This is a genomic window from Pontibacter russatus, assembly GCF_009931655.1.
In the GTDB taxonomy this organism is placed as follows: domain Bacteria; phylum Bacteroidota; class Bacteroidia; order Cytophagales; family Hymenobacteraceae; genus Pontibacter; species Pontibacter russatus.
The window spans coordinates 1485433-1507537 of record NZ_CP047984.1 but is presented as its reverse complement, the minus strand read 5'-3'; the positions used below and the strand labels follow the sequence as shown (position 1 = coordinate 1507537).

The following is a 22105-nucleotide window of genomic DNA, read 5'->3' as shown; positions in this document are numbered from 1 at the left end:
CCGTGTTGATGAAGTTGTTGCAGTGTCGCGTTTACGCCACAAAATCCGGGGGTGGCGGCAGGTCGTTGTCTTTCTTCGGGAAGAGGAGCGAGGCTATAATAGAGATAGCCAGGATGCCGCCCACCGCCAGCAGCGCGTAGCGCATGTCGATGTGGTAGATGTCGCTGAGCAGCAGCTTTGCGCCGATAAAGGCCAGAATGAGCGAGAGGCCGTAGTGCAGGTAATGGAACAGTTGCATGATGCCGGCCAGGGCAAAGTAAAGCGCCCGCAGTCCCAGCAGCGCAAACACGTTGGAGGTATACACGATGAAGGGGTCTTTGGAGATAGCCAGGATGGCGGGGATGGAGTCGGCGGCGAACACCACGTCAGTGCTTTCTATCATGATGAGCACCAGGAACAGCGGCGTGGCATATAGCTTGCCCTCCTGCTTCACGAAGAACTTGCCTCCAACCGGCATTTTGGTAATGCGCAGGTGCCTGCTGGCGAACTTTACCAGCGGATTGTGCTCCGGGTCCACGTCATTGTCCTGCGAAAAGGCCATTTTGATGCCCGTAAATATCAGGAAGGCGCCCATGATGTAGATGAGGAAGTGGAACTTGGCAATAAGCGCCACACCAACCAATATGAAAATGGCACGCAACACCAGCGCCCCCAGCACGCCCCAGAACAGCAGGTTGTGCTGGTACTTGGAGGGCACCTTGAAGTAGTTGAAAATGAGGATGAACACGAACAGGTTGTCCACGCTCAGCGACTTCTCGATGAGGTAGCCCGTGAGGAACTCGATGGCGGGCTGCTCTCCCTGCCAAAAGTAGATGATCACGTTGAAACTCAGCGCCAGCGCGATCCAAAACAAACTGGTGAGCAGGGCCTCCTTTATCTTTACCTCGTGCGCGTTCCGGTGGAACACGAACAGGTCGAGACCCAGCATCAGGAGCACGAAAGCGTTGAAGAGGATCCAGAAATATATACTATCCATACAAATGGGTTGTCTTTGAGGCACAAATATAGCAATACAAATTCTGAAAGTCCGGGCATCTTCGGCGCTTCTTGGCTTCTACATATTTCGCTTCTTTCTATCGTCCATCGCTCAGGTTGCCAGCCTATATGGAAAATCCGCTTCAGAAGGCGCCGGAGCGTGGAATTGCGCCCCATAGGATTTTGTTGCGCGCACCGGAGGCGGAATTTTTCGTTTTGCCCGAAGCTTACCTTTGTGTAACTTACCTGCATGCCGCAGGGCATGGAAGCCGGGGAGAGCGTTGTGCCCGACTGGCTGAAGGCTCACCTCACCACTGGCTTCTGTGCCGGAGCTTGAAGCAGGTATGCGTTATATTCCTATCTTTGGTTTCAGACGGGCTTTTCCACGGGCGTGGCCTTATATATGGTTTCGGGCCAAAGCGGTTGCCCCAGTTCGGCAAAAAGATTTAGCTATTCGCAGAGGGATATGGGCAAGAACGGCCAACTGAACCGCTCGCTGGGCCTGCGCCTGGCCATTGTGGTTGTTATAGGAAACATTTTAGGGTCGGGGGTATATAAGAAAGTGGCTCCCATGGCCGCAGAACTGCATTCGCCGGGATGGGTGCTGCTCTGCTGGGCGCTGGCGGGCATCATCACCCTGTTCGGTGCCCTGAGCAACGCCGAGGTGGCCGGGCTGCTGGCCGACACGGGCGGGGAGTACGCCTATTACAAGCGGATATACAACCGCTTCTTCGCTTTCATCTTTGGGTGGTCGCTGTTCACCGTCATCCAGACGGCCGCCATTTCCTCCCTGGCCTATGTCTTTGCGCAGTCGCTCAACAGCATCCTGCCGCTGCCGCCCCTCCTGAGCAACCTCTCCGATTTCTCCATAGCCGGTGTCTTCTTCCCCTTTACGGGCCTCAGCGTGAAACTGGCGGCCATGCTGCTGATTGTGCTGCTGACGTGGGTGAATGCAAAAGGAATAAAGTTCGGCGCGGGGCTGAGCACCGTCATCCTGTTGCTGGTGCTGGCGGGCATCGCTGTCATCGTGTTTTTCGGGCTTGGGAGCAACCAGGCCGAGATAGGGAGGAGTTTTGACATGGCCACGACCCCGGATGCCGCTCCCGTCACCTTCAGCGCTGTTTTCGCGGCCATGCTGGCGGCGTTCTGGGCCTACCAGGGCTGGGCGGCCATCGGCTACCTGGGCGGAGAGATAAAGGACGCGCACCGCAACATCCCGCGCGGCATCACCATCGGTGTGCTGGCGGTGGTGGCCATATACCTGCTGGTGAACATGACGTACCTGGCGCTGCTGCCCATCCCCGCGCTTGAGGCGGTGCACGAGGCCCGCGTCCAGATTGCGGCCGTGGAGGCTGTGCGGAGTTTCTGGGGGCATGGGGGGGCTTTGTTTATCTCGGCGCTCATCCTGATTACGACGCTGGGCTGCACCAACGCCACCATCCTGGCCAGCAGCCGCACTTACTTCGCGATGGCCCGCGAAGGCCTGTTCTTCCCAAAGGCGGCCGACCTGAACCGGGCGCAGGCGCCTGCCCACTCTCTCCTGTACCAGTGCATCTGGGCCTGCCTGCTGGTGCTCTCCGGCTCATTCGACCAACTGACGGACATGGTGATTTTTGCGGTGTTCATCTTCTACGGGGCCACTACTTTCGGGGTGTTTGTGCTGCGGACAAAGATGCCGGACGCGCACCGGCCCTACAAGGTGTGGGGCTACCCGGTGGTGCCGGCCGTGATGGTGCTGTTCTGCGCCGCGCTCTTCTTCAACACCATCTTCGTCCGCCCGCGGGAGGCAGCCATTGGCATGGTGCTGATGCTGACCGGGATACCCATGTACTGGTGGTTCAGCAGGAAAAAGCGGGGGGCTGATGCTCCGCCGCACGGCAAAGCTTCTGACTAATGCTCAGGCTTATATAGGGCCGCCGCCTGCCTGTGCCGGGGGAGCTATATATAACGCCCATATAGCACATCACCGTCTCCTGAGCCCGGCTCCACAGCGTCGCAGCAGCCGGGCATAGCGTGCTTCTTTACAGCGCTTATGTCCTGCGCGTGCAGCCCGTGCTATGTGGGAGAGTGCGTCCAAAATTTAGCCGCACTCTCCTACATAGGCATCACAGATGATAAAAAGTTGGTGTTGAGGTATGGGTGATACAAAAGTCCTCTGACCAGATACCTGATGCGTGTGGCCTTCACTTATTTCCGAAATATTTTCCATTAGCAGCCATATATAGCTATATTGGCAGAAGCCAAACTTTCAAGAGATGCTCCTTTTCAAGAACAGCATTATAACATTGGATTATAACCCCGCCGCTGACATACTGGAAGTCGCTTACCCTGATCTGCATGGCTTCCTGCTGCCCGAGATAAAGCACAGCATCGACATTCTTATGGACAATGTGAGGAACTATGATGTGAAGCGGATTCTGCTCGACTCTACCAAAACCGTGATATCGGTGAGCGAGGAGGAAAGCAGGGAGGTGGCGATGTACCTGGCGGCGGGGGTCATGAAGACGCGGGTCCAGAAACTGGCCCGCTTGCAATCGGCAAAGGCCTCTGTGGAAGCCACCGCCCAGGAAAACATCAAGCACATCACAGACTCGCAGTTGCTTTCTTTCCAGCTGAAAAACTTTACCAGCAGGGCAGAGGCAGTCGCGTGGCTGTCTGCGCGCGAAGCGCAATAGGCATAACCTATATAACGTGCCCCCCGGGATAAGCCAATACTTAATCGACTGATTATCAGATTACTAACTCACTTGTAAACCTCCAAAAGAAGTTCAATGCGTAACTATTTCCAGTTTTTCCATGAGGCGCCTTGTAGCTGTTGCGGTGCCGAACGAAGTGAGGCAGCCGGAGCAGAGCGAATAGAGGGCCCCTACCCCCGGCAGCTTCAGCTACACAGTGCCGAAGGGGATTAGTTTACCCCGAAGCATTTCGGGGAGGCCTCTCGGACTGAGAGCACCAAAGCTGGCTATAGAATTTGAAAGGATTTGGTCCGGTGGGAATACATTATTTCAAGGCTTAAACAAAACAATTCTTAAGTCCACGTGATATAGACGTTGTATAGACAGGCGCGGAACCTCTCCGGTGGCACACCAGCTATATATACCCTCCGGGCAGCTGTAACCGCAGGCCCCCAAGGGCCTTTTCCCGGCGGGCCACTCCCTCTTTCAGCCTGGCACCCTGGCCGCCGAAGCCGGGCAGAGAGATTTGTGCAAATTTTCTTTCCGCATCACCGTACAATCTATATCACCCACTCCTAAAAGATGGAAATAATTATCCTGGTACTCCTGACGATGCTGAACGGTTTTTTTGCACTCTCGGAACTCTCCATCATATCTGTGAACAAGAACAGGGTGACGCAGCAGGCGAAGAAAGGCAGCAAAAGCGCCCAAACTGTGCTGGAACTGCTTGATTCGCCAGAGGATTTCCTCTCCGCCGTGCAGGTGGGCATCACGCTGATTGGGATTATATCGGGTGCCTACGGTGGTGCCGCCCTCTCGGACGATGTGCGGGTCTGGATGCTGGAGGTCGGTTTCCTGGCCCCGTACGCCGACTCGCTCTCCATTGTGCTGGTCATCGGCCTTATCACCTATTTCACTATTGTCATTGGGGAGCTCATCCCCAAGACCATTGCCCTCAGCAACGCCAACAGCATCGCGCTCGCGGTGGCCCCCGTCATCAAGGTCTTCACCCTGCTCACCATGCCCCTGGTCAAAATCCTGTCGGGCTCCACCAACCTGGTGGTGAAGCTGCTCGGGGTGAAGGAGCCTACCGAGGAGAAAATGTCAGAGGAGGAGATCCGGCAGATCATCCGGACAGCGGGCAGGCAGGGGATACTGGCGAAGGAAGAAACTGAACTGCACCAGAACATCTTCACCTATGCCGACCAGCGGGCCAAAAACCTGATGACGCGCCGCATGGACGTGGAGTGGCTGGACATCAACCACCCGATCGAGAAGATAAAAGAGGCGGTGGAGGCCAGCGTCCACTCCAGGTTCCCGGTGTGCGACGGCAATTTCGACATGCTGGTGGGCGTGCTGCACGCGAAGGACTTTTACAAGTTCCTGCTGTCGGACAGGCAGGAGCCGCTCGCCGCCTTTGTCCAGAAGCCGATATATGTGTCGGAGTCGATGCTGGCGAACGCCGTGCTGAACACCTTCAAGAAGCAGAAGCAGTATATGGCCGTTGTGGTGGATGAGTTCGGGTCTGTGGAGGGCGTCATCACGCTGCACGACCTGCTCGAGTCGATTGTGGGAGATTTGCCGGACATGGACGAGTTCGGCGAGCCCGATGTGGTGAGGCGGGAGGACGGTTCTTTGCTGGTGAGCGGCTCCGTCTCCATCCACAACCTGAACAGGGAGCTGAAGCAGGAATTCATCAGGAAAGACTCAGACGATTTTACCACGCTGGCCGGGTTCGTCATACACCTCCTGGGCCGGTTCCCGACGGTGGGCGAGCGGCTGGAGCACAACGGCTTTGAGATAGAAATCATTGACATGGACGGCTTTAAGGTAGACAAAGTCCTGCTGACGAAGAAGCCCGCCGAAGCAGCCGGCCCGGCGGACCGGCATATATAAAATCAGCCTATATAAATATAAACAAAGCGCATTTCTCAGGTCAAGTCAGGTCCGGATTGTTTCGGTGTTTCTTTTCGGGGAAAACAGTTTTACGAGGTTAAAGCAGAGCCCCAGGAACGCAACCAGCCAGGCGGTGAAGGCTATATAGATAAAGTAGGCAGGGATGAGCTGCAGGTAGGGCAGCTCCAGGGCCTGGGCCAGCCGCCAGGTACACACCGTGTACATGCCCAGCGGAAACACCATGCCCCAGTACTGCGGGTGATAAAAAATCGGAAAATGGTTATACAGATGCCGCCATATCCCCAGCACCACGATAATCGGAATCCACCAGGTGCCCGTCACCCAAAAGAAGAGGCTGAACCCCTTCACGAAAGGGATAAAATCCTGCAACCCCGTTATCTCGTTGATGTTCATGATGAGGGTGGCACCCGAAAGCGTACTGATGGCCACCGCGCCCATGTTAATCCAGTAGGGCGGCGCGAAGGCCTCCGCCTTCATCGGGAAGAACGTGAGGCGGTAGAAAATAAGCGTGATGAGGATGATATACAGCATGCAGCCCAGCATATAGCCGCACAGCGACAGGAACACCACCCGCTCCGGCGGAAACGGCAGGTGGTGGGCCAGGTAAGTGCCCAGAATGGCCACCGCCTGCGTGGCCACCACGGCTACCAGCCATATCCCGTTTATGCCGTGCTCCAGCGTGGGCTTTTCCTTTTTGGTGGTGATGTTGATGAAGAAAGTATATATGAGGATAATCCACAGCACCAGCGCGAGGTACCAGAGCGCCTGCGCCACGGCGTAGTTTTCTTTCAGCAAAATGTGCTGGATGCCCAGGATGCAGGCGGCCGCCACCAGCGTCAGAAAGCCAGCCCCCTTGGCATGCGACTGGATATCCTCGGCGAAGGCGGAAAAATAGAACACCACCCGGCACAGCAGCATGGCCAGCATGACCAGGAAGAGGAGGTTGTTCAGCCAGAAAAGCGCGACGCTGATGGCGGGGAAACCCAGCAGGTGCGCCGCAATGGAAACAATGCCCGTCGACATGACCAGGGCGAAGTAGGCCGGGAACAGGCCCTTTACTTCCGCTTTCAACAAAGACAATATCGCCATAACGCTTAAATTTCTTCCCGATGCTATCGGGATGTGTTCTCAAAGTAAAGACAAAGCGCCTGATTTTCTGCGCTCCGCCCCACGCTATTTCCACCAGAGCTTACGAATACTCCCGAAGGGGGCAAGGGTTATATATAGGACTGCCCGCTCCACCATAATGGCCCCGGATTTAGCAGCCTTGCCCGCTCTCCAGCGAATTTAGAACTTTTCTGAATACCGCATCGCCGCCAAAATGACTTTGTTGCCCCAACCAAATTCCCTAATTTACGGTATCAACTCTAAGCCAAGGTGCGGGAAGCGTAATTGCTGATAGCCACCTGGAGAGCCAATTGCATCCCGGAAAATTGCCTTCCGGGCATTCTCGAGCCGGAGAACGAACTGTTTAATGCCCCTGCCATATGTTTAGAATCTTCTCAAACTTAAACAGGAAAGCACTGCTGAATGCCTTCATCGCGATGGTGCTGGTTATTGCGCTGGTGTATATCGGCTCCCGCGATTTGCAGAACTTTGACGCGGCGCTCATCGCCTACCTGTTCGGGACCGTGTTCGCCGTGTTTGGCATCATCTACCGCTATTCTGTCTGGCTGCAGGGCCCCCCGCCCCGCAGCCTGCCGCAGCTAAGCGTGGTGGTGCGCGACGAGAAAGTATATGTGACAGCCTACAAGGAACAGGCAAGCTAACCGGGAGACGATTATGAGTGATTTCAGAGAGGCGCAGAACCAGGCGCACCCCAACAAGACGAGCACCCTGATGCTGGGCATCATCATGGCACTGATCGGCAACATGAGCATTCAGATATGGCTGCTGTACAGCGCCCTCAACAATGCCCTGGAGGAGCACTCCGGCCTGGCCATCGCCGCCTTTATTTTCTCGCTGATCCTCTTTTTCGTGAACCTCTGGCTGCTCAAATTCCTGCCGGATTCCAGGGTGATCATCCACAACAAACTGGAGGTCCCGGAGAAGGAAGTGAATAAATACAAAGCGAACAAGTACAAATAAGTCTTCCGCCACAACCTGGATAGGGTGCATTTATATATAACTCAGGTTGTGGTATATGAACCGATAAATTTTTGATGATTGTAAACTCAACCCTACCCCTCCCAAGCGGGGAATTTTCTTAGAAACGAGTTACTGTCCCCCTCCCGGAAGGGGCAGGGCATTTTTCATCTTTGTAAGTATACCGCAACTTGGGTTATAAAACTTAGGTTATATAATAAACAATTCTCATCCTATATAGCCCTCCCCGCCCTTGCCGCTACTTGCCGGCTATTTTGAAATCGGACAGGCCCGGTACCGGCCACTGCGCTCTTTTCCGGAAATTGGCTTATTATTGCATATGTTCGATTTTCGCCTGAAAGTATTTTACACCGTGGCCCGGCGGCTCAACTTCACCAAGGCCGCCGAAGAACTGCTCATTTCCCAGCCTGCGGTTACCAAGCATATAAAAGAACTCGAGAGCCAGTTCAACATCGCCCTTTTTGACCGGCGGGGGAACAAGGTGCAGCTCTCTCCGGCCGGTGAGGTGCTCCTGAAGCACACCGAGGCCATCCAGGAAATCTACCGGCAGGTGGAATTCGACCTCAACCAACTAAACCAGACCCACAAGGGCGTGCTGCACGTGGGGTCCAGCACGTCCATCACGCAGTATATACTGCCCCCCTGCTGGCCCGTTTCCACAGCCTGCACCAGGACGTGAAGGTGGAGTTGCTCAGCGGCAACACCGAGCAGATTGAGCAGGCCCTGTTGCACAAGACCATCGAGATGGGAGTGATAGAGGGGAAATCCAAGCGCCGGGAAATCCATTATACCCCCTTTCTGAAAGACGAGATTGTGCTGGTCTGCGGCAGTAAAAACGCGCTGGCCCGCAAAGAGGAAATCAGGCCGGAGGAGCTGAAAAAGATACCGCTCCTGCTCCGCGAGCCCGGCTCGGGCACGCTGGAGGTGATTGCCGACGCGCTGAAGCAGAAAGGCATCCGCCTGTCCGACCTGTCTGTGGAGATGCAACTGGGGAGCACCGAGGCCATTAAATCGTACCTGCAGCACTCCGACTGTATGGCTTTCCTATCGATGCACGCCATCCCTAACGAACTGGAGAACGGTACGCTCAAGATCATCAGCATCAAGAAGCTGCCCATCCACCGCAATTTTTACTTCATCACCCCGCAGGGCCCGGAAGGTGGGCTGCCCGCGCTGCTGATGCGCTTCCTAATCCGGAACCATAGTTTCTGATTATGGCAGCCCGCTGATTTGCCGTCCGGACTATCCGGATGGTGCTATACCCTCCATCCGGATTGAAGACAGGCTGGCCTTCACCGCTGCGGTTTCGGAAGGAGCAGCAGCGCAGCGTATATACCTGCAGGCTATATAGCTGCGGCCGCTCCACGGGAGGTGGCTGGTGCTGATATTGTATATAAGACTGAAATGCAGCGGCTGATCTCTGTGCGCGTTTGTAAGCCTATAACTTTAAGTTATCCTAAATCAATTTTTACAATTGGCATCTCCTGCTCTCCTGCCGTATATTTGTGTATACAAACAGGAACAATGGCTCCTATAGGGCTGTTATATTCTGTGGCTGATAAAAACAGAGGAAAGGACAGGATCGGTAAGCAGCGCATTTTATCTGCCTTTATATAGAACCCCTCTCCACACGTAGCTGAAGGGCAAGCCTTTCGCCAGTCCGGAGAGGAGAAGTGATCGAATAATGTACAACTAAAAAAATAGAAACTATGAGTCTGAGAATCGGAGACGAAGCACCAAATTTTACGGCACAAACCACAGCAGGCGAGATTAACTTCCATGAGTGGCTCGGAGACAGCTGGGGAATCATCTACTCGCACCCTGCCGATTTTACGCCTGTCTGCACCACGGAGCTTGGCCGCACCGCCCAACTGAAGGATGAGTTTGCTAAAAGAGACACGAAGGTGATCGCCGTGAGCGTGGACGAACTGGATTCGCACTACGAGTGGATAAAGGACATCAACGAGACGCAGCACTGCGACGTGGACTTCCCCATCATAGCGGACGTGGACAGGAAAGTGGCCGGTCTGTACAACATGATCCATCCGAACGCCTCCACCAGCGCCACCGTGCGTTCCGTGTATTTTATTGGCCCGGACAAGAAAATCAAAGCCATCATCACCTACCCGGCCTCTACCGGAAGAAACTTCTTCGAGATACTGCGGGTAATCGACTCGCTGCAACTGACCGCCAACTACAGCGTGGCCACCCCGGTAGACTGGGAGCAGGGGCAGGATGTGATTATTTCGCCATCCGTCAAGCAAGAGGACGTGGAAGCCAAATTCCCGAAAGGACACAAGGTTATCAAGCCTTATTTACGGTACACACCGCAACCTAACAAGTAACAGTACATGGATTTTAAGAAAGGTCTGGAGAGAGGGCCGTTCTCTGACAAGCAGGCGGCACAGCTCTCCGAAGCATTGTCTGGCCTGGATTCCGGGCAGCTGCAGTGGCTGTCCGGCTATTTTGCAGGCGTGTCCGCCGTGCCCGCTGGCGCAGTAGCCGCGCCAACGGAGGCGGCCCCTGCCTTGGCAGAAACGGCGCAGAAGTTGACGGTTTTATATGGCAGCCACACCGGGAACTGCGAGACCCTGGCACACAATCTGGCCAGCCTGGCCAAGGCGCAGGGCCTGGAGGCCGAAGTGACCGATATGGCTTCCTTTAAAACCAGGGACCTGAAGAAAGTGACGAACCTGGCCGTGCTGGTGAGCACCCACGGCATCGGGGAGCCCCCGGTGCAGGCCGAGGATCTGCACCAGTTCCTGCACGGCAAAAAAGCGCCGGACCTCTCGCATGTCAAGTTTGGCGTGCTTGCCCTGGGCGACAGCAGCTATGTGGATTTCTGCCAGACAGGGAAAGAATTTGACGCCGTGCTCGAAAAACTGGGCGCGCAGCGCATCAGCCCCCGCGTAGACTGCGATGTGGACTATGAGGAGGCGGCGGAGGCATGGCAGCAATCGCTGCTGCAGGCAATCGCCCAGGCATCAGGCACAAAAGCTGCGCCGGATGTGAGCGTAAATGGCGCGGCCGTACCGGCTGACGCACCGAAATTCTCCCGCAAGCATCCGTTTGAGGCAACCATCCTGGAGAAAATCAACCTGAACGGGCGAGGATCATCCAAAGAAACAATGCACCTGGAACTGAGCCTCGAAGGTTCTGGTCTGACTTATGAGCCCGGTGATGCGCTGGGGGTATATGGCACCAATTCCGCCGCCCTTATAGAAGGGGTGCTGGAGGCGACTAAACTTTCGGGGGATATGGTGGTGAAGGGGCACAATGGTGAAAAGCCGCTCGTGGAGGCGCTGACCTACGACTATGAGCTGAGCCCGCTGTCAGGGGTTACGCTGACGAACTATGCCAACCTGACCGGAGACGCGAAGCTGAAAGACCTCCTGACGGATAACCGCAAGGTGGCGGATTTTGTGTACGGGCGCGATGTGCTCGACCTGCTGCACGAGGTGCCCTACGCGCTGGAGGCAGACGAGCTGCTGGCAGTGCTGCGCAAAAATCAGCCGCGCATGTATTCCATTGCCTCCTCGCAGGCGGCGGTGGAGGACGAGGTACACCTGCTCGTGTCGGTGGTGCGCTACCAGGCGCATGGCCGGAACAAGGAAGGCCTCTGCTCCGCCACGCTGTCTGACCGGTTCCATGTGGATGACAAGGTGAAGGTGTTTGTGGACAAGAACAGCCGCTTCAAGCTTCCTGCTGACCCGGAAGCGCCCATCATCATGGTGGGCCCCGGTACCGGGGTGGCGCCTTTCAGGGCTTTTATGCAGCACCGTGAGGTAGCGGAACATAATGGCAAATCCTGGCTCTTCTTCGGCGACAGAAACTTCACCACGGATTTTCTGTACCAGGCCGAGTGGCAGCAGTACCTGAAGGAGGGCATTCTGACCAAAGCGGACGTGGCTTTCTCGCGCGACCAGAAGCAGAAGCTGTATGTGCAGCACCGGATGATGGAAAAAGGCCGGGAGCTATATGACTGGCTGGAGAACGGCGCCCATTTATATATATGCGGCGATGCCAAGCAAATGGCCAAAGACGTAGACAGCACCCTGCGCGAAATCATCAAGCAGCACGGGGGCGTGACGGTAGAGAAAGCGGAGGAATACGTGAAATACCTCCAGAAATCGAACCGCTACCAGACAGACATTTATTAGCAGCAACGGATCAGATAACACAGATTCAACGCGCCCTGCCCCTGCACCTGGGCTCCCTGGGTACGATTATACAGCGCCGGACGGAGTGAAAGCGGAGCCAACCCATATCGGGTTTGGGAGGGGCGGCGTGTTTATATTATATAGAGAATAACGATGGAAGAGCAACTGGAAAAGCAGAGATTGTCTGACGACGAATATATAAAGGAGCGGAGTGATTTTCTCCGGGGCACCATCAAGGAGAGTCTGAGCAACCCGCTGACGGGCGCCCTGCACCCCGACGATGTGAAGCTGATCAAGTACCACGGGTCTTACCAGCAATATGACCGGGACCTGGAAAGCGAGCGGAAGCGGCAGAAGCTGGAACCCTTGTACCAGTTCATGGTGCGGGTACGGGTGCCGGGCGGCATCACGAGGCCGGACCAGTGGCTCATCCTCGACGAGCTGTCTGATAAGTACGGCAACGGCACCATGAAACTGACCACGCGGCAGTCGTTCCAGTTCCACGGCATCCTCAAGCGCGGCCTCAAGCCCACCATCAAGGCCGTGAACGACGCGCTGCTGAGCACCATCGCCACCTGCGGCGACGTGAACCGCAACGTGATGTGCAGCCCGAATCCGCACCAGTCGCCGATACACGAGGAGGTATATGACATGGCCGCACAGATAAGCGAGTACTTCAAGCCGAAGACGACCGCCTACCACGAGATATGGCTGGACAAGGAAAAGGTGAGCGGCACGCCGGATGCGGAGCCTTTGTACCACGAAACGTACCTGCCCCGCAAATTCAAAATAGCACTAACCATTCCGCCCCGGAATGACATAGATGTTTTCGCCAACGATCTGGGTCTGATCGCGATTGAGGAAAACGGCCAGTTGATGGGCTTCAATGTGTGTGTGGGCGGCGGCCTGGGCAGCACCTTTGGCGTGGAAACGACTTATGCGCGACTTGCCGACGTGATCGGTTATGTGCCGAAAGAAAAGGTGATCGAGGCGGCAGAAACGGTTATCGCGATCCAGCGGGACTACGGCAACCGGTCCGACAGAAGGAACTCGAGGCTGAAATATACCATCGACAAGCGCGGCCTGGAGTGGTTTGTGAGCGAACTGAACACGCGCCTGGGCTGGCAACTGGAGAGCCCGCGCCCGTTCCGATTCGTGACCAACGGAGACCAGTACGGGTGGCTGAAGGGCACGAACGGCAAGTGGTTTTATACCCTGTTTGTGGAGCACGGCCGGGTGAAGGACGAGGAAGGGTATGTACTGAAGAAAGCCTTGCGCGAGGTAGCCCTTGTCCTCAACGGCGATTTCCGGCTCACCGGAAACCAGAACCTGATTATCGGGAACGTGGAAGAAGGGGAGAAGGACATTATCGAGAATATTCTGCTGCAGCATGGGGTCCTGAACCATCCCAAGCTGACAGGCCTGCGGCTCAGTTCGATGGCCTGCGTGGCCCTGAACACCTGCGGCCTTGCCTTCGCCGAGTCAGAGCGCTACCTGCCCTCGCTGGTAGACAAACTGGATGTGCTGATGCGGAAGAACGGGCTGGAGACCGATGCCATCAACATTCGCATGACGGGCTGCCCGAACGGCTGTGCCCGGTCTTCGCTGGGTGAAATCGGGTTTGTGGGCCGGGCCTTGGGGCGGTACAACCTGTACCTGGGCGCCAGCCACAATGGAGACAGGCTGAATACGCTCTACAAAGAGATGCTTTCGGAAGAGGCCATCCTGGAGGCGCTGGAGCCTATACTGGCGGCCTATGCGCAGGAAAGGGAGGCAGGAGAGCACTTCGGCGACTTTGTTATCCGGAAAAATATAGTAGAACCCACAGACCGTCCGGTCAGGGTGCTGGCTTAAGCCGAGAGAGGCCCTGAATCATATATAGCGCCATATATAACCTGGCGGCACTTTACCCTAAAAGGGGGCACCTCAGCAGGTGCCCCCTTTTTTGTTGAGACGAGTGTGAAGCCATATTTAGTAAGTGATAGAGAAGGGTTGCTTCCACAGCCGCAAAAGGGGCCCGGCTATATATAAACTCCCTGGAAGGCTTCCCTGCATTATGAATTCCTTGCCGGTTCCTTGTCTATAAAATTATGGACAATCCTGTCAAGGCGCTCCTCGGCGTCCAGGTAGCGCTGCAGCAGCGTGAACTGGTTCTGCGCCCGCACCAGGTTCTGTTTGGGATAAGTAGTGGCGTAGTAGGTGTCGCCGTTCAGGAAATCCGTCAGGAAGCGGATGGCCTGCATGTAGATCATGAACTCGCCCGCATAGAGGCAGAGATCCTTTTCGGCGGACGTCAATTCTTTGGCCATCTCAGAGAAGTACCCTTCTATCACGGCTTCAAAATAATCCTCGCGGATAATGATCTTGCTCAGGTCCCGCTCCTCCTCGCTCACAGGCGAGAGGTAGGTGCGCATCATGTCGCCCAGGTCGCTGATGAAATACCCCGGCATCACGGTGTCCAGGTCAATCACGCACAGGCCTTTGCCGTTTTCATCAAACAGCACATTGCTGATCTTTGTGTCGTGGTGGATCACGCGAAGCGGAATGTCGCTGTTTGTTTTCACGGACTGGTACGTGCTGACGAGGCCCTGGTGCCGGAAGGCAGCCTCGATGGGGCCGCTGGCCTCCGTCAATCGTTCCGGTTCCGCCAGCTTATATGCTGCCTCAAACTGTTCGAAGCGCAGGGTCAGGTTGTGGAAGTCGGGCAGCGTGTAGTGCAGCGCCTGTGTGCCGAAACCCGACAGCAGGCTGGTGAACCTGCCGAACTGCCGGGCCGCCTCGTACGCCTCTTCCCTGGTTCGGACGGTGTCAATCGTGCGCGAGCCCCTGACAAAGGGCATCAGGCGGTAAAAGTCACCGGCGCCGTCCTGCACCAGGTACTTACCGGAAGCAGTCGCAACAGGAGATATGAACAGGTAACCGGGGGAGTGGGTGCTCAGGAAGCGGCCTATCTTCTGGATGTTGTCCGAGATGTCCTGCGGAGACTTGAACACCTGGTTGTTCACCCGCTGCAGCACGTATTCCTCCTGTCCCGCCGTTACTTTCCAGGTCCGGTTTATCAGGCCCGAGTCCAGTTTCTCAGTCAGGCAGTCTTGCGGGGGCAGCCCGTAGGCCTCCAGTATGTCGTGAAGCATGGATGATCAAGGTTTTTACTGAGCCAAGATACTTAATTTCTGCGCAAACCCTCCATTGTTTTCCTGGCTTTGCAAACTTGAATCTCCATCGGTTGGGTCAGAGGCACACTTATTTTATCTTGTATGCCTGTCGCACTACCAGCAACCCGCCTTGGCTGCGCTTCGGGTTTCCTACCTGATGCAGATCCAAAAAACACTGGCAGCATAAAATTTCAAATAGTGAGCCGCGCAGGAAACCCGCCCCCGGTTCCTCCTCCGAAATGGAAAGAACAGGTTGTATTCGTACACACCCGGCAGGTTGCCTATCCGGGCATATCAATTTTGGTGTTCGCCGCAGTATGAGGATATGTTTTTCTGGGGCCAAACCATGACACTACAGGAGAGTTAATATTTCTGTTCTGTTTATTTTAGTAAAAAATATGGGTGTCGTTTGGGGCTTGCCCCGGGGCGTTCAGCGTGTTGGCTACAGCTACAGCGGCACAGGAGGTTGGGCTGTATGGCTGCTGCTTTCGTGCCGGGAGTAACCACCACCATGCTCTCCGTGGCCTTTGTGGGTACGGTAATATTCAAATTAAAACCGCAACATAAAATTATTGAAGCATATGTTAGATTTGACAACGAAAACCGGGTTCAGGCATGTAAGTTATCTGTGGGATGAGGAGGAGGCCGCCAAGCTCCAGGGCGATGAGGTGGGCCTGCTCATTTACAGGTCGAACCTGCTGGGGGCCGATTTGAGGCTGACGAATTACGGGGGCGGCAACACCTCCTGCAAAGTTATGGCCAAAGACCCGCTGACCGGACAGGAAACAGAGGTGATGTGGGTGAAAGGATCCGGCGGCGACCTGGGCACGCTGAAGCGCAGCGGCCTCGCCGCCCTGTATGTGGACCGCCTGCGAAGCCTGAAAAACGTGTACCGCGGCATCGAGCACGAGGACGAGATGGTGGAGCTTTTCAACCACAGCATCTTCGACCTCAGCTCCAAGGCCCCGTCTATCGACACGCCGCTGCACGGTTTTCTTCCCTTCAAGCACATCGACCACCTGCACCCGGATGCGGCCATCGCCATTGCCGCCGCCAAAGACGGGCAGAAAATAACCGAGGAGCTGTTCGGCGGCACCATCGGGTGGGTGGGCTGGCAGCGACCCGGCTTCGACCTGGGCTTGCAGCTGCGCCAGTGCCTCGACGAGAACCCCGGCATCCGGGGTATCATGCTCGGCTCCCACGGCCTCTTCACCTGGGGCGATACCGCCTATGAGAGCTACGTGAACACACTGGAGGTAATAGAGAAGTGCGCCGAGTACCTGGAGCAGAACATCGGCAAGAAAGGCCCCGTGTTCGGGGGCGCTAAAATACAGAGCCTGGAAGAGAGTGCCCGCAGAAAGCAGGCCGCCGCGCTGGCGCCGGTGCTGCGGGGCTTCTGCTCCAGCGAGCGCCATATGGTGGGCCACTTCACCGATGACGCCCGGGTGCTGGAGTTCATCAACTCCAACGACCTGGACAGGCTCGCCCCAATGGGCACCAGTTGCCCCGACCACTTCCTGCGCACCAAAATCAGCCCGCTGGTACTGGACCTGAAGCCTGACGAGGACCTGTCGGACGCGAAGGCGCTGAAGGAAAGGCTGGCACCGGCATTTGAGGAGTACCGCCAGATGTACGCCGCCTACTACGAGAACCACAAGCACCCAAACAGCCCGGCTGTGCGCGACAAAAACCCGGTGGTGATTCTGTACCCGGGCGTGGGCATGTTTACCTTCTCAAAAGACAAGCAGACCACGCGGGTGGCCTCTGAGTTCTATATCAACGCCATCAACGTGATGAAAGGCGCGGAGGCGGTATCGGAGTACACCTCGCTGCCGCGTCAGGAGGCGTTTGATATTGAGTACTGGCTGCTAGAGGAGGCGAAGCTGCAGCGCATGCCCAAGCCCAAGGCGCTCTCAGGCCGGATAGCCCTGATAACAGGCAGCGCGGGCGGCATAGGCAAGGCCATCGCGAAGAAGTTTGTGGAAGAGGGCGCCGTAGTGGTGCTGAACGATATGAACGAGGAGCGCCTGCAGGGCGCAGGCGACGAGTTCAAGGCCCAGTATGGCAAGGATTCCTATGCCACAGCCCTGCTGGACGTGACAAAGAGCGACCAGATCAAAGCGGCTTTTGACGCAGCCGCCCTGGCCTTCGGGGGCGTGGACATCGTGGTGAACAACGCCGGGCTTTCCATCTCAAAGCCTATAGAGGAACACACCAATAATGACTGGGACCTGCTGTATGATGTGCTGGTGAAAGGCCAGTTTCTGGTAACGCAGGCAGGCGTGGAGGTGATGCGCAAGCAGGGCATCGGCGGCGACGTGCTGAACATCGTGAGCAAGAACGCATTGGTGTCCGGCCCGAACAACGCAGGCTACGGCTCCGCCAAGGCGGCACAGCTGCACCTGAGCAGGCTGAATGCCGCTGAGTTGGGCGGCGATGGCATCCGCGTGAATGTGGTGAACCCGGACGCTGTTATCAGCGACAGCAACATATGGGCCGGTGGCTGGGCCGAGGGCCGCGCCAAAGCCTATGGTGTGAAAGTGGAGGAACTGCCGGCATACTACGCCAAGCGCACGCTGCTGAACGAAATCATACTGCCGGAAGACATCGCCAACGCCTGCTTCGCCTTTGTCGGCGGGCTGCTCCGCAAGTCGACCGGCAACGTGCTGAATGTGGACGGCGGTGTGGCCATGGCCTTTGTCAGATAACCTGTTCGAAATATCCCCCTGACTGACGTTCAGGCCATTTCTGTCAATGCTATATAGGCGGCGGGAGACTGGCTGCATCGTGCAGCAACTGTTTTGTATGCAGAAGGGGAGAAAAAAACCTAACGGATAAACGCGGTCTGAGGACTGTCGCTACTGGATTATAAGATGCAGAAGATTCCTGTCGCAGCCATTTTCGATGTGGGAAAGACGAACAAGAAACTGTTCCTCTTCGACGAGAACTATAAAATTGTGTACGAGAAATCGGCACGCTTCACAGAGATAGTGGACGAGGACGGGGAAGCCTGTGAGAATATCGAGAGCCTGAGGAATTCCGTGCGCGATTCCCTGCAGGAAGTGCTCCGGCTTCCGGAGTTCCAGGTGCAGGCCATTAACTTCTCCGCCTACGGCGCAAGCATTGTCTGCATCGATGAGGCGGGAGAGCCGGTCTGCCCCCTGTACAGCTACCTGAAGCCCTACCCGGAGACGCTGAGAAAGCAGTTCTACGACACTTACGGGGGCGAGGGGGAGTTCTCGAAGCAGACGGCGTCGCCGGTGCTGGGCAGCCTGAACTCGGGCATGCAGATCTACCGCATCAGGCACGAGCGGCCGGAACTGTTCGACCGGATTTCATACGCCCTGCACCTGCCCCAGTACATCAGCTACCTGGTGACAGGGAAGTGCTTTTCGGACCTGACCAGCATCGGCTGCCACACCAACCTGTGGGACTTCCGGAAAAACGATTATCACGAGTGGGTCAGGAAAGAGGGTGTGCTGGACAAGCTGGCTCCCATTGCCCCGTCTGACGAGGTGGTGCCCGCTGCCTTTATGGGCAACGTTTACAAGGCGGGCATCGGCCTGCACGACAGCTCGGCTGCCCTGATTCCGTACCTGGTGAATTTTCAGGAGCCTTTTGTGTTGCTCTCCACCGGAACATGGTGCATCAGCCTGAACCCTTTCAACACCACGCCGCTGACGGAGGCCGAACTACAAAGGGACTGCTTGCGCTTTATGCAGTACAAGGGAAAGCCCGTAAAGGCATCCAGGTTCTTTGGGGGGTATGAGCACGAGCAGCAGACAAAACGCATCGCAGAGCACTTCAACCTGAATACCGCTCACTACAAAACGGTGCCGTTCGATGCTGAGATCATCAGCAAGCTGCAGCGGGAGCAAGGGCCGGCGCCGGGTGCCCGGCCCGGCATAAACCAGTTGCAGGAGTCGGTGTTCGCGCAGCGCGATCTTTCCTCCTTCGACTCCTATGCGGAGGCCTACCACCAGTTTGTCCTGGACCTGGTGAAGCAGCAGGTGGCCTCCACGCAGCTTGTTCTGGACGGAGCCGATGTGAAGCGGATTTTTGTGGACGGCGGATTCGGCAAGAACCCCATCTATATGAACCTGCTGGCCGCGGCCTACCCGGACAAGGAGGTGTTTGCGGCCTCCATGGCGCAGGCAACCGCCGTGGGCACCGCCCTGGCCATTCACCGGCACTGGAACACCAAGCCACTGCCAAACGACATCATCGAGTTAAAATACTATGCGGTAACGCACGACACCAAACTATGACTGTAGGTCTTTTTATTCCCTGTTACGTAGATCAGTTTTACCCCAATGCCGCCATCGCCACGCTGGAGCTGCTTGAAAAGCTGGGTGTGGAGGTGGCCTATCCGCTAAAGCAAACCTGTTGCGGCCAGCCCATGGCCAACTCCGGCTTCGGCCACCTGGCAGCGGAGAGCGACGAGCTATTTATCCGGAACTTCAGCGGGTTCGATTACATCGTGGCGCCCTCCGGCAGCTGCGTGCTGCACATCAAGGACCACCTGCATTCCGACAAGCGCCCTGCCGAGGCGAAAGCCATCCGGGAGAAGGTATATGAGTTGACGGAGTTTCTGACCGATGTGCTGAAAGTAGACAGCCTGAAGGCGCGCTTCCCGCACCGGGTGGGCCTGCACCAGAGTTGCCACGGACAGAGGGGCCTGAAGCTTGCCCAGATGTCAGAGCTCGTCGCGCCCCCTTTCTCCAAGCCGGAGCAGCTGCTAAGCATGGTGGAGGGGTTGGAGCTTGTTGATCTTACCCGTCAGGATGAATGCTGTGGTTTCGGGGGCACTTTTTGCGTGGCGGAGGAGGCCGTGTCGGTGAAGATGGGCAAGGACCGCGTAGCGGACCACCTGCAGCACGGGGCCGCCTATATCACAGCCTCCGACATGAGTTGCCTGATGCATATGGAGGGCATCCTGCGCCGGCAGAAAAGCAACGTGAAAGTGCTGCACATCGCCGAAATCCTAAACGCGCAGGAGCTATGAAGGAGACGAAGGACCATGCCGCCCTTTCCGAAGCTTTTAATGCGGACGAGCCCCGGGTAAACTGGCACGACGAAACGCTCTGGTTTGTGCGGCAGAAGCGCGACAGGGCCGCCCAGACCATTCCCGACTGGGAACTGCTGCGCGAGACGGCCTCCCGGATCAAGCACAACGTGCTGTCGAACCTGCACGACTACCTGCTGCAGTTCGAGGCCAGCGCCAGGGCCAACGGCGTGATCGTACACTGGGCCGCCGACGCCAGGGAGCACAACCAGATTGTGCATGCCATCCTGCAGAAGCACAAGGTGGACCGCATGGTGAAAAGCAAGTCGATGCTGACCGAGGAGTGCCACCTGAACGAGTACCTGGCGGAGAACGGCGTGGAGGTGATTGACTCTGACCTGGGGGAACGCATTGTGCAGCTGGCCAAGGAGCCGCCAAGCCATATCGTGCTGCCCAGCATCCACAAGAAGAAAGAGGAGGTGGGAATGATCTTCCACGAGCACCTGGGCACCCCGACCGGAATGTCTGATCCGCAGGCGCTCACCGAGGCGGCCCGGCAGCACCTGCGCGAGACCTTCCTGACGCGCCGCGCCGCGCTGACGGGCGTGAACTTCGCGGTGGCCGAGACGGGCGAGTTCGTCATATGCACCAACGAAGGGAACGCCGATATGGGAGCGCACCTGGCGGACGTACACATCGCCTGCATGGGCATCGAAAAGCTGATACCGGAGCGGAAGCACCTGGGCGTGTTTCTGCGGCTGCTGACCAGAAGCGCCACCGGACAGCCCATCACCACGTACTCCAGCCATTTTAAAAAGCCGCGGGAGGGGCACGAACTGCACCTGGTGCTGGTGGACAACGGCCGAAGCGTTCAGTTGGGCCGGGAGGATTTCCGCAACTCGCTGAAGTGCATCCGCTGCGGGGCCTGCATGAACACCTGCCCGGTATACAGAAGGAGCGGCGGCCACAGCTACCATACGGCCGTGGCTGGCCCGATTGGGTCTATCCTGGCCCCCAACCTCGACATGAAGGCGAACGCCGACCTGCCCTTTGCCTCCACGCTCTGCGGCTCCTGCACCAACGTCTGCCCCGTGAAAATCGATATCCACGACCAGTTGTATAAGTGGCGGCAGGTGATTGTGCGGGAGGGATATGCGGATACAAAGAAAACAATGGGCATGAAGGCCATGACAGCGACTTTTGCCTCACCGGCCACTTTTAAACTGGCGGGAAAGGCGGGCCGTTGGTTCATGCGCCACGCGCCTTTTGCCGTAAACAACCGCCTGAACCCCTGGTACAAGCAGCGGGATATGCCCGCGCCCCCAAAGGAGTCGTTCGGGGAGTGGTACCTCAAAAACAGGAAAAAGAAACATGAGTAGCAGAGACAGCATATTGGCCGCCGTTGCCCGGAATCAGCCCGCGCGCTTGCCGCTGCCGGAAATGCCCGCCTTCGTTTTGGGAGAGGGAGACCCGGTGGAGAAATTCGCGGCCGTGGCGGTGAGTGTCGGGAGCAAGGTCTTCCGGGTGAAAAACCTGGAGGAAGTGAGGCAGGCCATCCTGAAAGAACACGTTGGCGCGAAGCGAATCGTTTCCGGTTTTCCCCAGTTCTCAGACATGGCCGAAACTTCCGTTGCGCCGGGCACAGACCCGCACACCCTGGCGGATATGGACCTGGCCATACTTCCCGCGCAACTGGGCGTGGCAGAGAACAGCGCCCTGTGGGTGACGGATGCGCAGTTGCCGCTGCGCGTGCTGCCCTTTATATGCCAGCGCCTGGCCCTGGTGGTTCGGCAGCAAAATATTGTTCCCCTCATGCACCAGGCCTACGACGTGATTGGGGCGCAGGACTACGGATTCGGCACCTTCATCGCGGGGCCCTCCAGAACAGCCGACATCGAGCAGTCGCTGGTGCTGGGGGCGCACGGAGCCAGAACGCTGTCCGTCTTTATCCTGGAGGAATAACCAACTGCCTGTTCCTGTTGCTGCGGACTAAGCTCTGCCTGCAGCGGGATATATAGATGCGCCAGGCACTTCCATAAAACTATCCTGCGTGTGCCTCTACAGGGTGGCGGCGCAAAAGACATCTTCTCGAACATTCCATATTGGTCTGGT

General features: G+C 56.8%; 18 protein-coding genes. 15 read left to right on the top strand and 3 right to left on the bottom strand.

The annotated features are described in order from the left end of the window. Nucleotides 1-31 precede the first annotated feature (31 nt). On the bottom strand, nt 32-976 hold the full coding sequence (locus GSQ62_RS06075) for a TerC family protein (RefSeq protein ID WP_161888682.1): 945 nt from the start codon (nt 974-976) through the stop codon (nt 32-34). 465 nt (nt 977-1441) lie between these two features. Between GSQ62_RS06075 and GSQ62_RS06070 the strand changes: the two genes are divergently transcribed. The 3 genes from GSQ62_RS06070 (at nt 1442) to GSQ62_RS06060 (ending at nt 5546) form a co-directional block, all read left to right on the top strand. Continuing rightward, nucleotides 1442-2869 carry an APC family permease gene (locus tag GSQ62_RS06070; protein ID WP_161888681.1) on the top strand — a complete coding sequence of 476 codons (1428 nt, stop codon included), beginning with the start codon at nt 1442-1444 and terminating at the stop codon, nt 2867-2869. A 361-nt stretch (nt 2870-3230) separates the two neighbouring features. Then, on the top strand, nt 3231-3650 hold the full coding sequence (locus tag GSQ62_RS06065) for a hypothetical protein (RefSeq protein ID WP_161888680.1): 420 nt from the start codon (nt 3231-3233) through the stop codon (nt 3648-3650). Nucleotides 3651-4232: 582 nt separating this feature from the next. Then, nucleotides 4233-5546, top strand: a complete 1314-nt coding sequence (locus GSQ62_RS06060) for a hemolysin family protein (RefSeq protein WP_161888679.1) — start codon at nt 4233-4235, stop codon at nt 5544-5546. Between the two features lie 45 nt (nt 5547-5591). Here the strand turns inward: GSQ62_RS06060 and GSQ62_RS06055 are convergent, their stop codons facing one another. Further along, the gene (locus GSQ62_RS06055) at nt 5592-6656 is read right to left on the bottom strand and encodes a tellurite resistance/C4-dicarboxylate transporter family protein (protein WP_161888678.1); all 1065 of its coding nucleotides are present in this window, start codon (nt 6654-6656) and stop codon (nt 5592-5594) included. A gap of 398 nt (nt 6657-7054) precedes the next feature. On the opposite strand from GSQ62_RS06055, the gene GSQ62_RS06050 reads away from it, so the two are divergent. The 7 genes from GSQ62_RS06050 to cysI all read left to right on the top strand — a co-directional run bounded on the left by GSQ62_RS06050 (nt 7055) and on the right by cysI (nt 13687). Continuing rightward, nucleotides 7055-7336: a hypothetical protein gene (locus tag GSQ62_RS06050; protein ID WP_161888677.1), complete on the top strand. Its 282-nt coding sequence runs from the start codon at nt 7055-7057 to the stop codon at nt 7334-7336. 13 nt (nt 7337-7349) lie between these two features. Further along, nucleotides 7350-7655, top strand: a complete 306-nt coding sequence (locus tag GSQ62_RS06045) for a DUF6755 family protein (RefSeq protein WP_202621851.1) — start codon at nt 7350-7352, stop codon at nt 7653-7655. Between the two features lie 337 nt (nt 7656-7992). Continuing rightward, on the top strand, nt 7993-8352 hold the full coding sequence (locus GSQ62_RS20820; protein ID WP_237587021.1) for a LysR family transcriptional regulator: 360 nt from the start codon (nt 7993-7995) through the stop codon (nt 8350-8352). A 2-nt stretch (nt 8353-8354) separates the two neighbouring features. After that, nucleotides 8355-8885 carry a LysR substrate-binding domain-containing protein gene (locus tag GSQ62_RS20815; RefSeq protein ID WP_237587019.1) on the top strand — a complete coding sequence of 177 codons (531 nt, stop codon included), beginning with the start codon at nt 8355-8357 and terminating at the stop codon, nt 8883-8885. A gap of 497 nt (nt 8886-9382) precedes the next feature. Then, the gene (locus tag GSQ62_RS06035; protein ID WP_161888676.1) at nt 9383-10018 is read left to right on the top strand and encodes a peroxiredoxin; all 636 of its coding nucleotides are present in this window, start codon (nt 9383-9385) and stop codon (nt 10016-10018) included. 6 nt (nt 10019-10024) lie between these two features. Next, on the top strand, nt 10025-11833 hold the full coding sequence (locus GSQ62_RS06030; RefSeq protein ID WP_161888675.1) for an assimilatory sulfite reductase (NADPH) flavoprotein subunit: 1809 nt from the start codon (nt 10025-10027) through the stop codon (nt 11831-11833). Between the two features lie 153 nt (nt 11834-11986). Then, nucleotides 11987-13687, top strand: coding sequence for an assimilatory sulfite reductase (NADPH) hemoprotein subunit (cysI, locus tag GSQ62_RS06025; RefSeq protein ID WP_161888674.1), 1701 nt, complete (start codon nt 11987-11989; stop codon nt 13685-13687). A 200-nt stretch (nt 13688-13887) separates the two neighbouring features. Here the strand turns inward: cysI and GSQ62_RS06020 are convergent, their stop codons facing one another. Further along, nucleotides 13888-14967: a phosphotransferase enzyme family protein gene (locus GSQ62_RS06020; protein WP_161888673.1), complete on the bottom strand. Its 1080-nt coding sequence runs from the start codon at nt 14965-14967 to the stop codon at nt 13888-13890. Nucleotides 14968-15569: 602 nt separating this feature from the next. On the opposite strand from GSQ62_RS06020, the gene GSQ62_RS06015 reads away from it, so the two are divergent. From GSQ62_RS06015 to GSQ62_RS05995, 5 genes are all read left to right on the top strand, one after another. Continuing rightward, on the top strand, nt 15570-17696 hold the full coding sequence (locus tag GSQ62_RS06015) for a bifunctional aldolase/short-chain dehydrogenase (RefSeq protein ID WP_161888672.1): 2127 nt from the start codon (nt 15570-15572) through the stop codon (nt 17694-17696). A gap of 165 nt (nt 17697-17861) precedes the next feature. Further along, nucleotides 17862-19256: an FGGY-family carbohydrate kinase gene (locus GSQ62_RS06010; RefSeq protein WP_161888671.1), complete on the top strand. Its 1395-nt coding sequence runs from the start codon at nt 17862-17864 to the stop codon at nt 19254-19256. Further along, entirely contained in the window at nt 19253-19993 is a 741-nt protein-coding gene (locus GSQ62_RS06005) for a (Fe-S)-binding protein (RefSeq protein ID WP_161888670.1), read from the top strand. Before GSQ62_RS06010 ends, GSQ62_RS06005 begins: the two co-directional genes overlap by 4 nt. Continuing rightward, nucleotides 19990-21372, top strand: a complete 1383-nt coding sequence (locus GSQ62_RS06000; RefSeq protein ID WP_161888669.1) for a lactate utilization protein B — start codon at nt 19990-19992, stop codon at nt 21370-21372. Before GSQ62_RS06005 ends, GSQ62_RS06000 begins: the two co-directional genes overlap by 4 nt. Continuing rightward, nucleotides 21365-21955 (top strand): LutC/YkgG family protein, encoded by a 591-nt coding sequence (locus tag GSQ62_RS05995; protein WP_161888668.1) that lies wholly within the window; start codon nt 21365-21367, stop codon nt 21953-21955. Before GSQ62_RS06000 ends, GSQ62_RS05995 begins: the two co-directional genes overlap by 8 nt. The last annotated feature ends 150 nt before the right edge of the window (nt 21956-22105 follow it).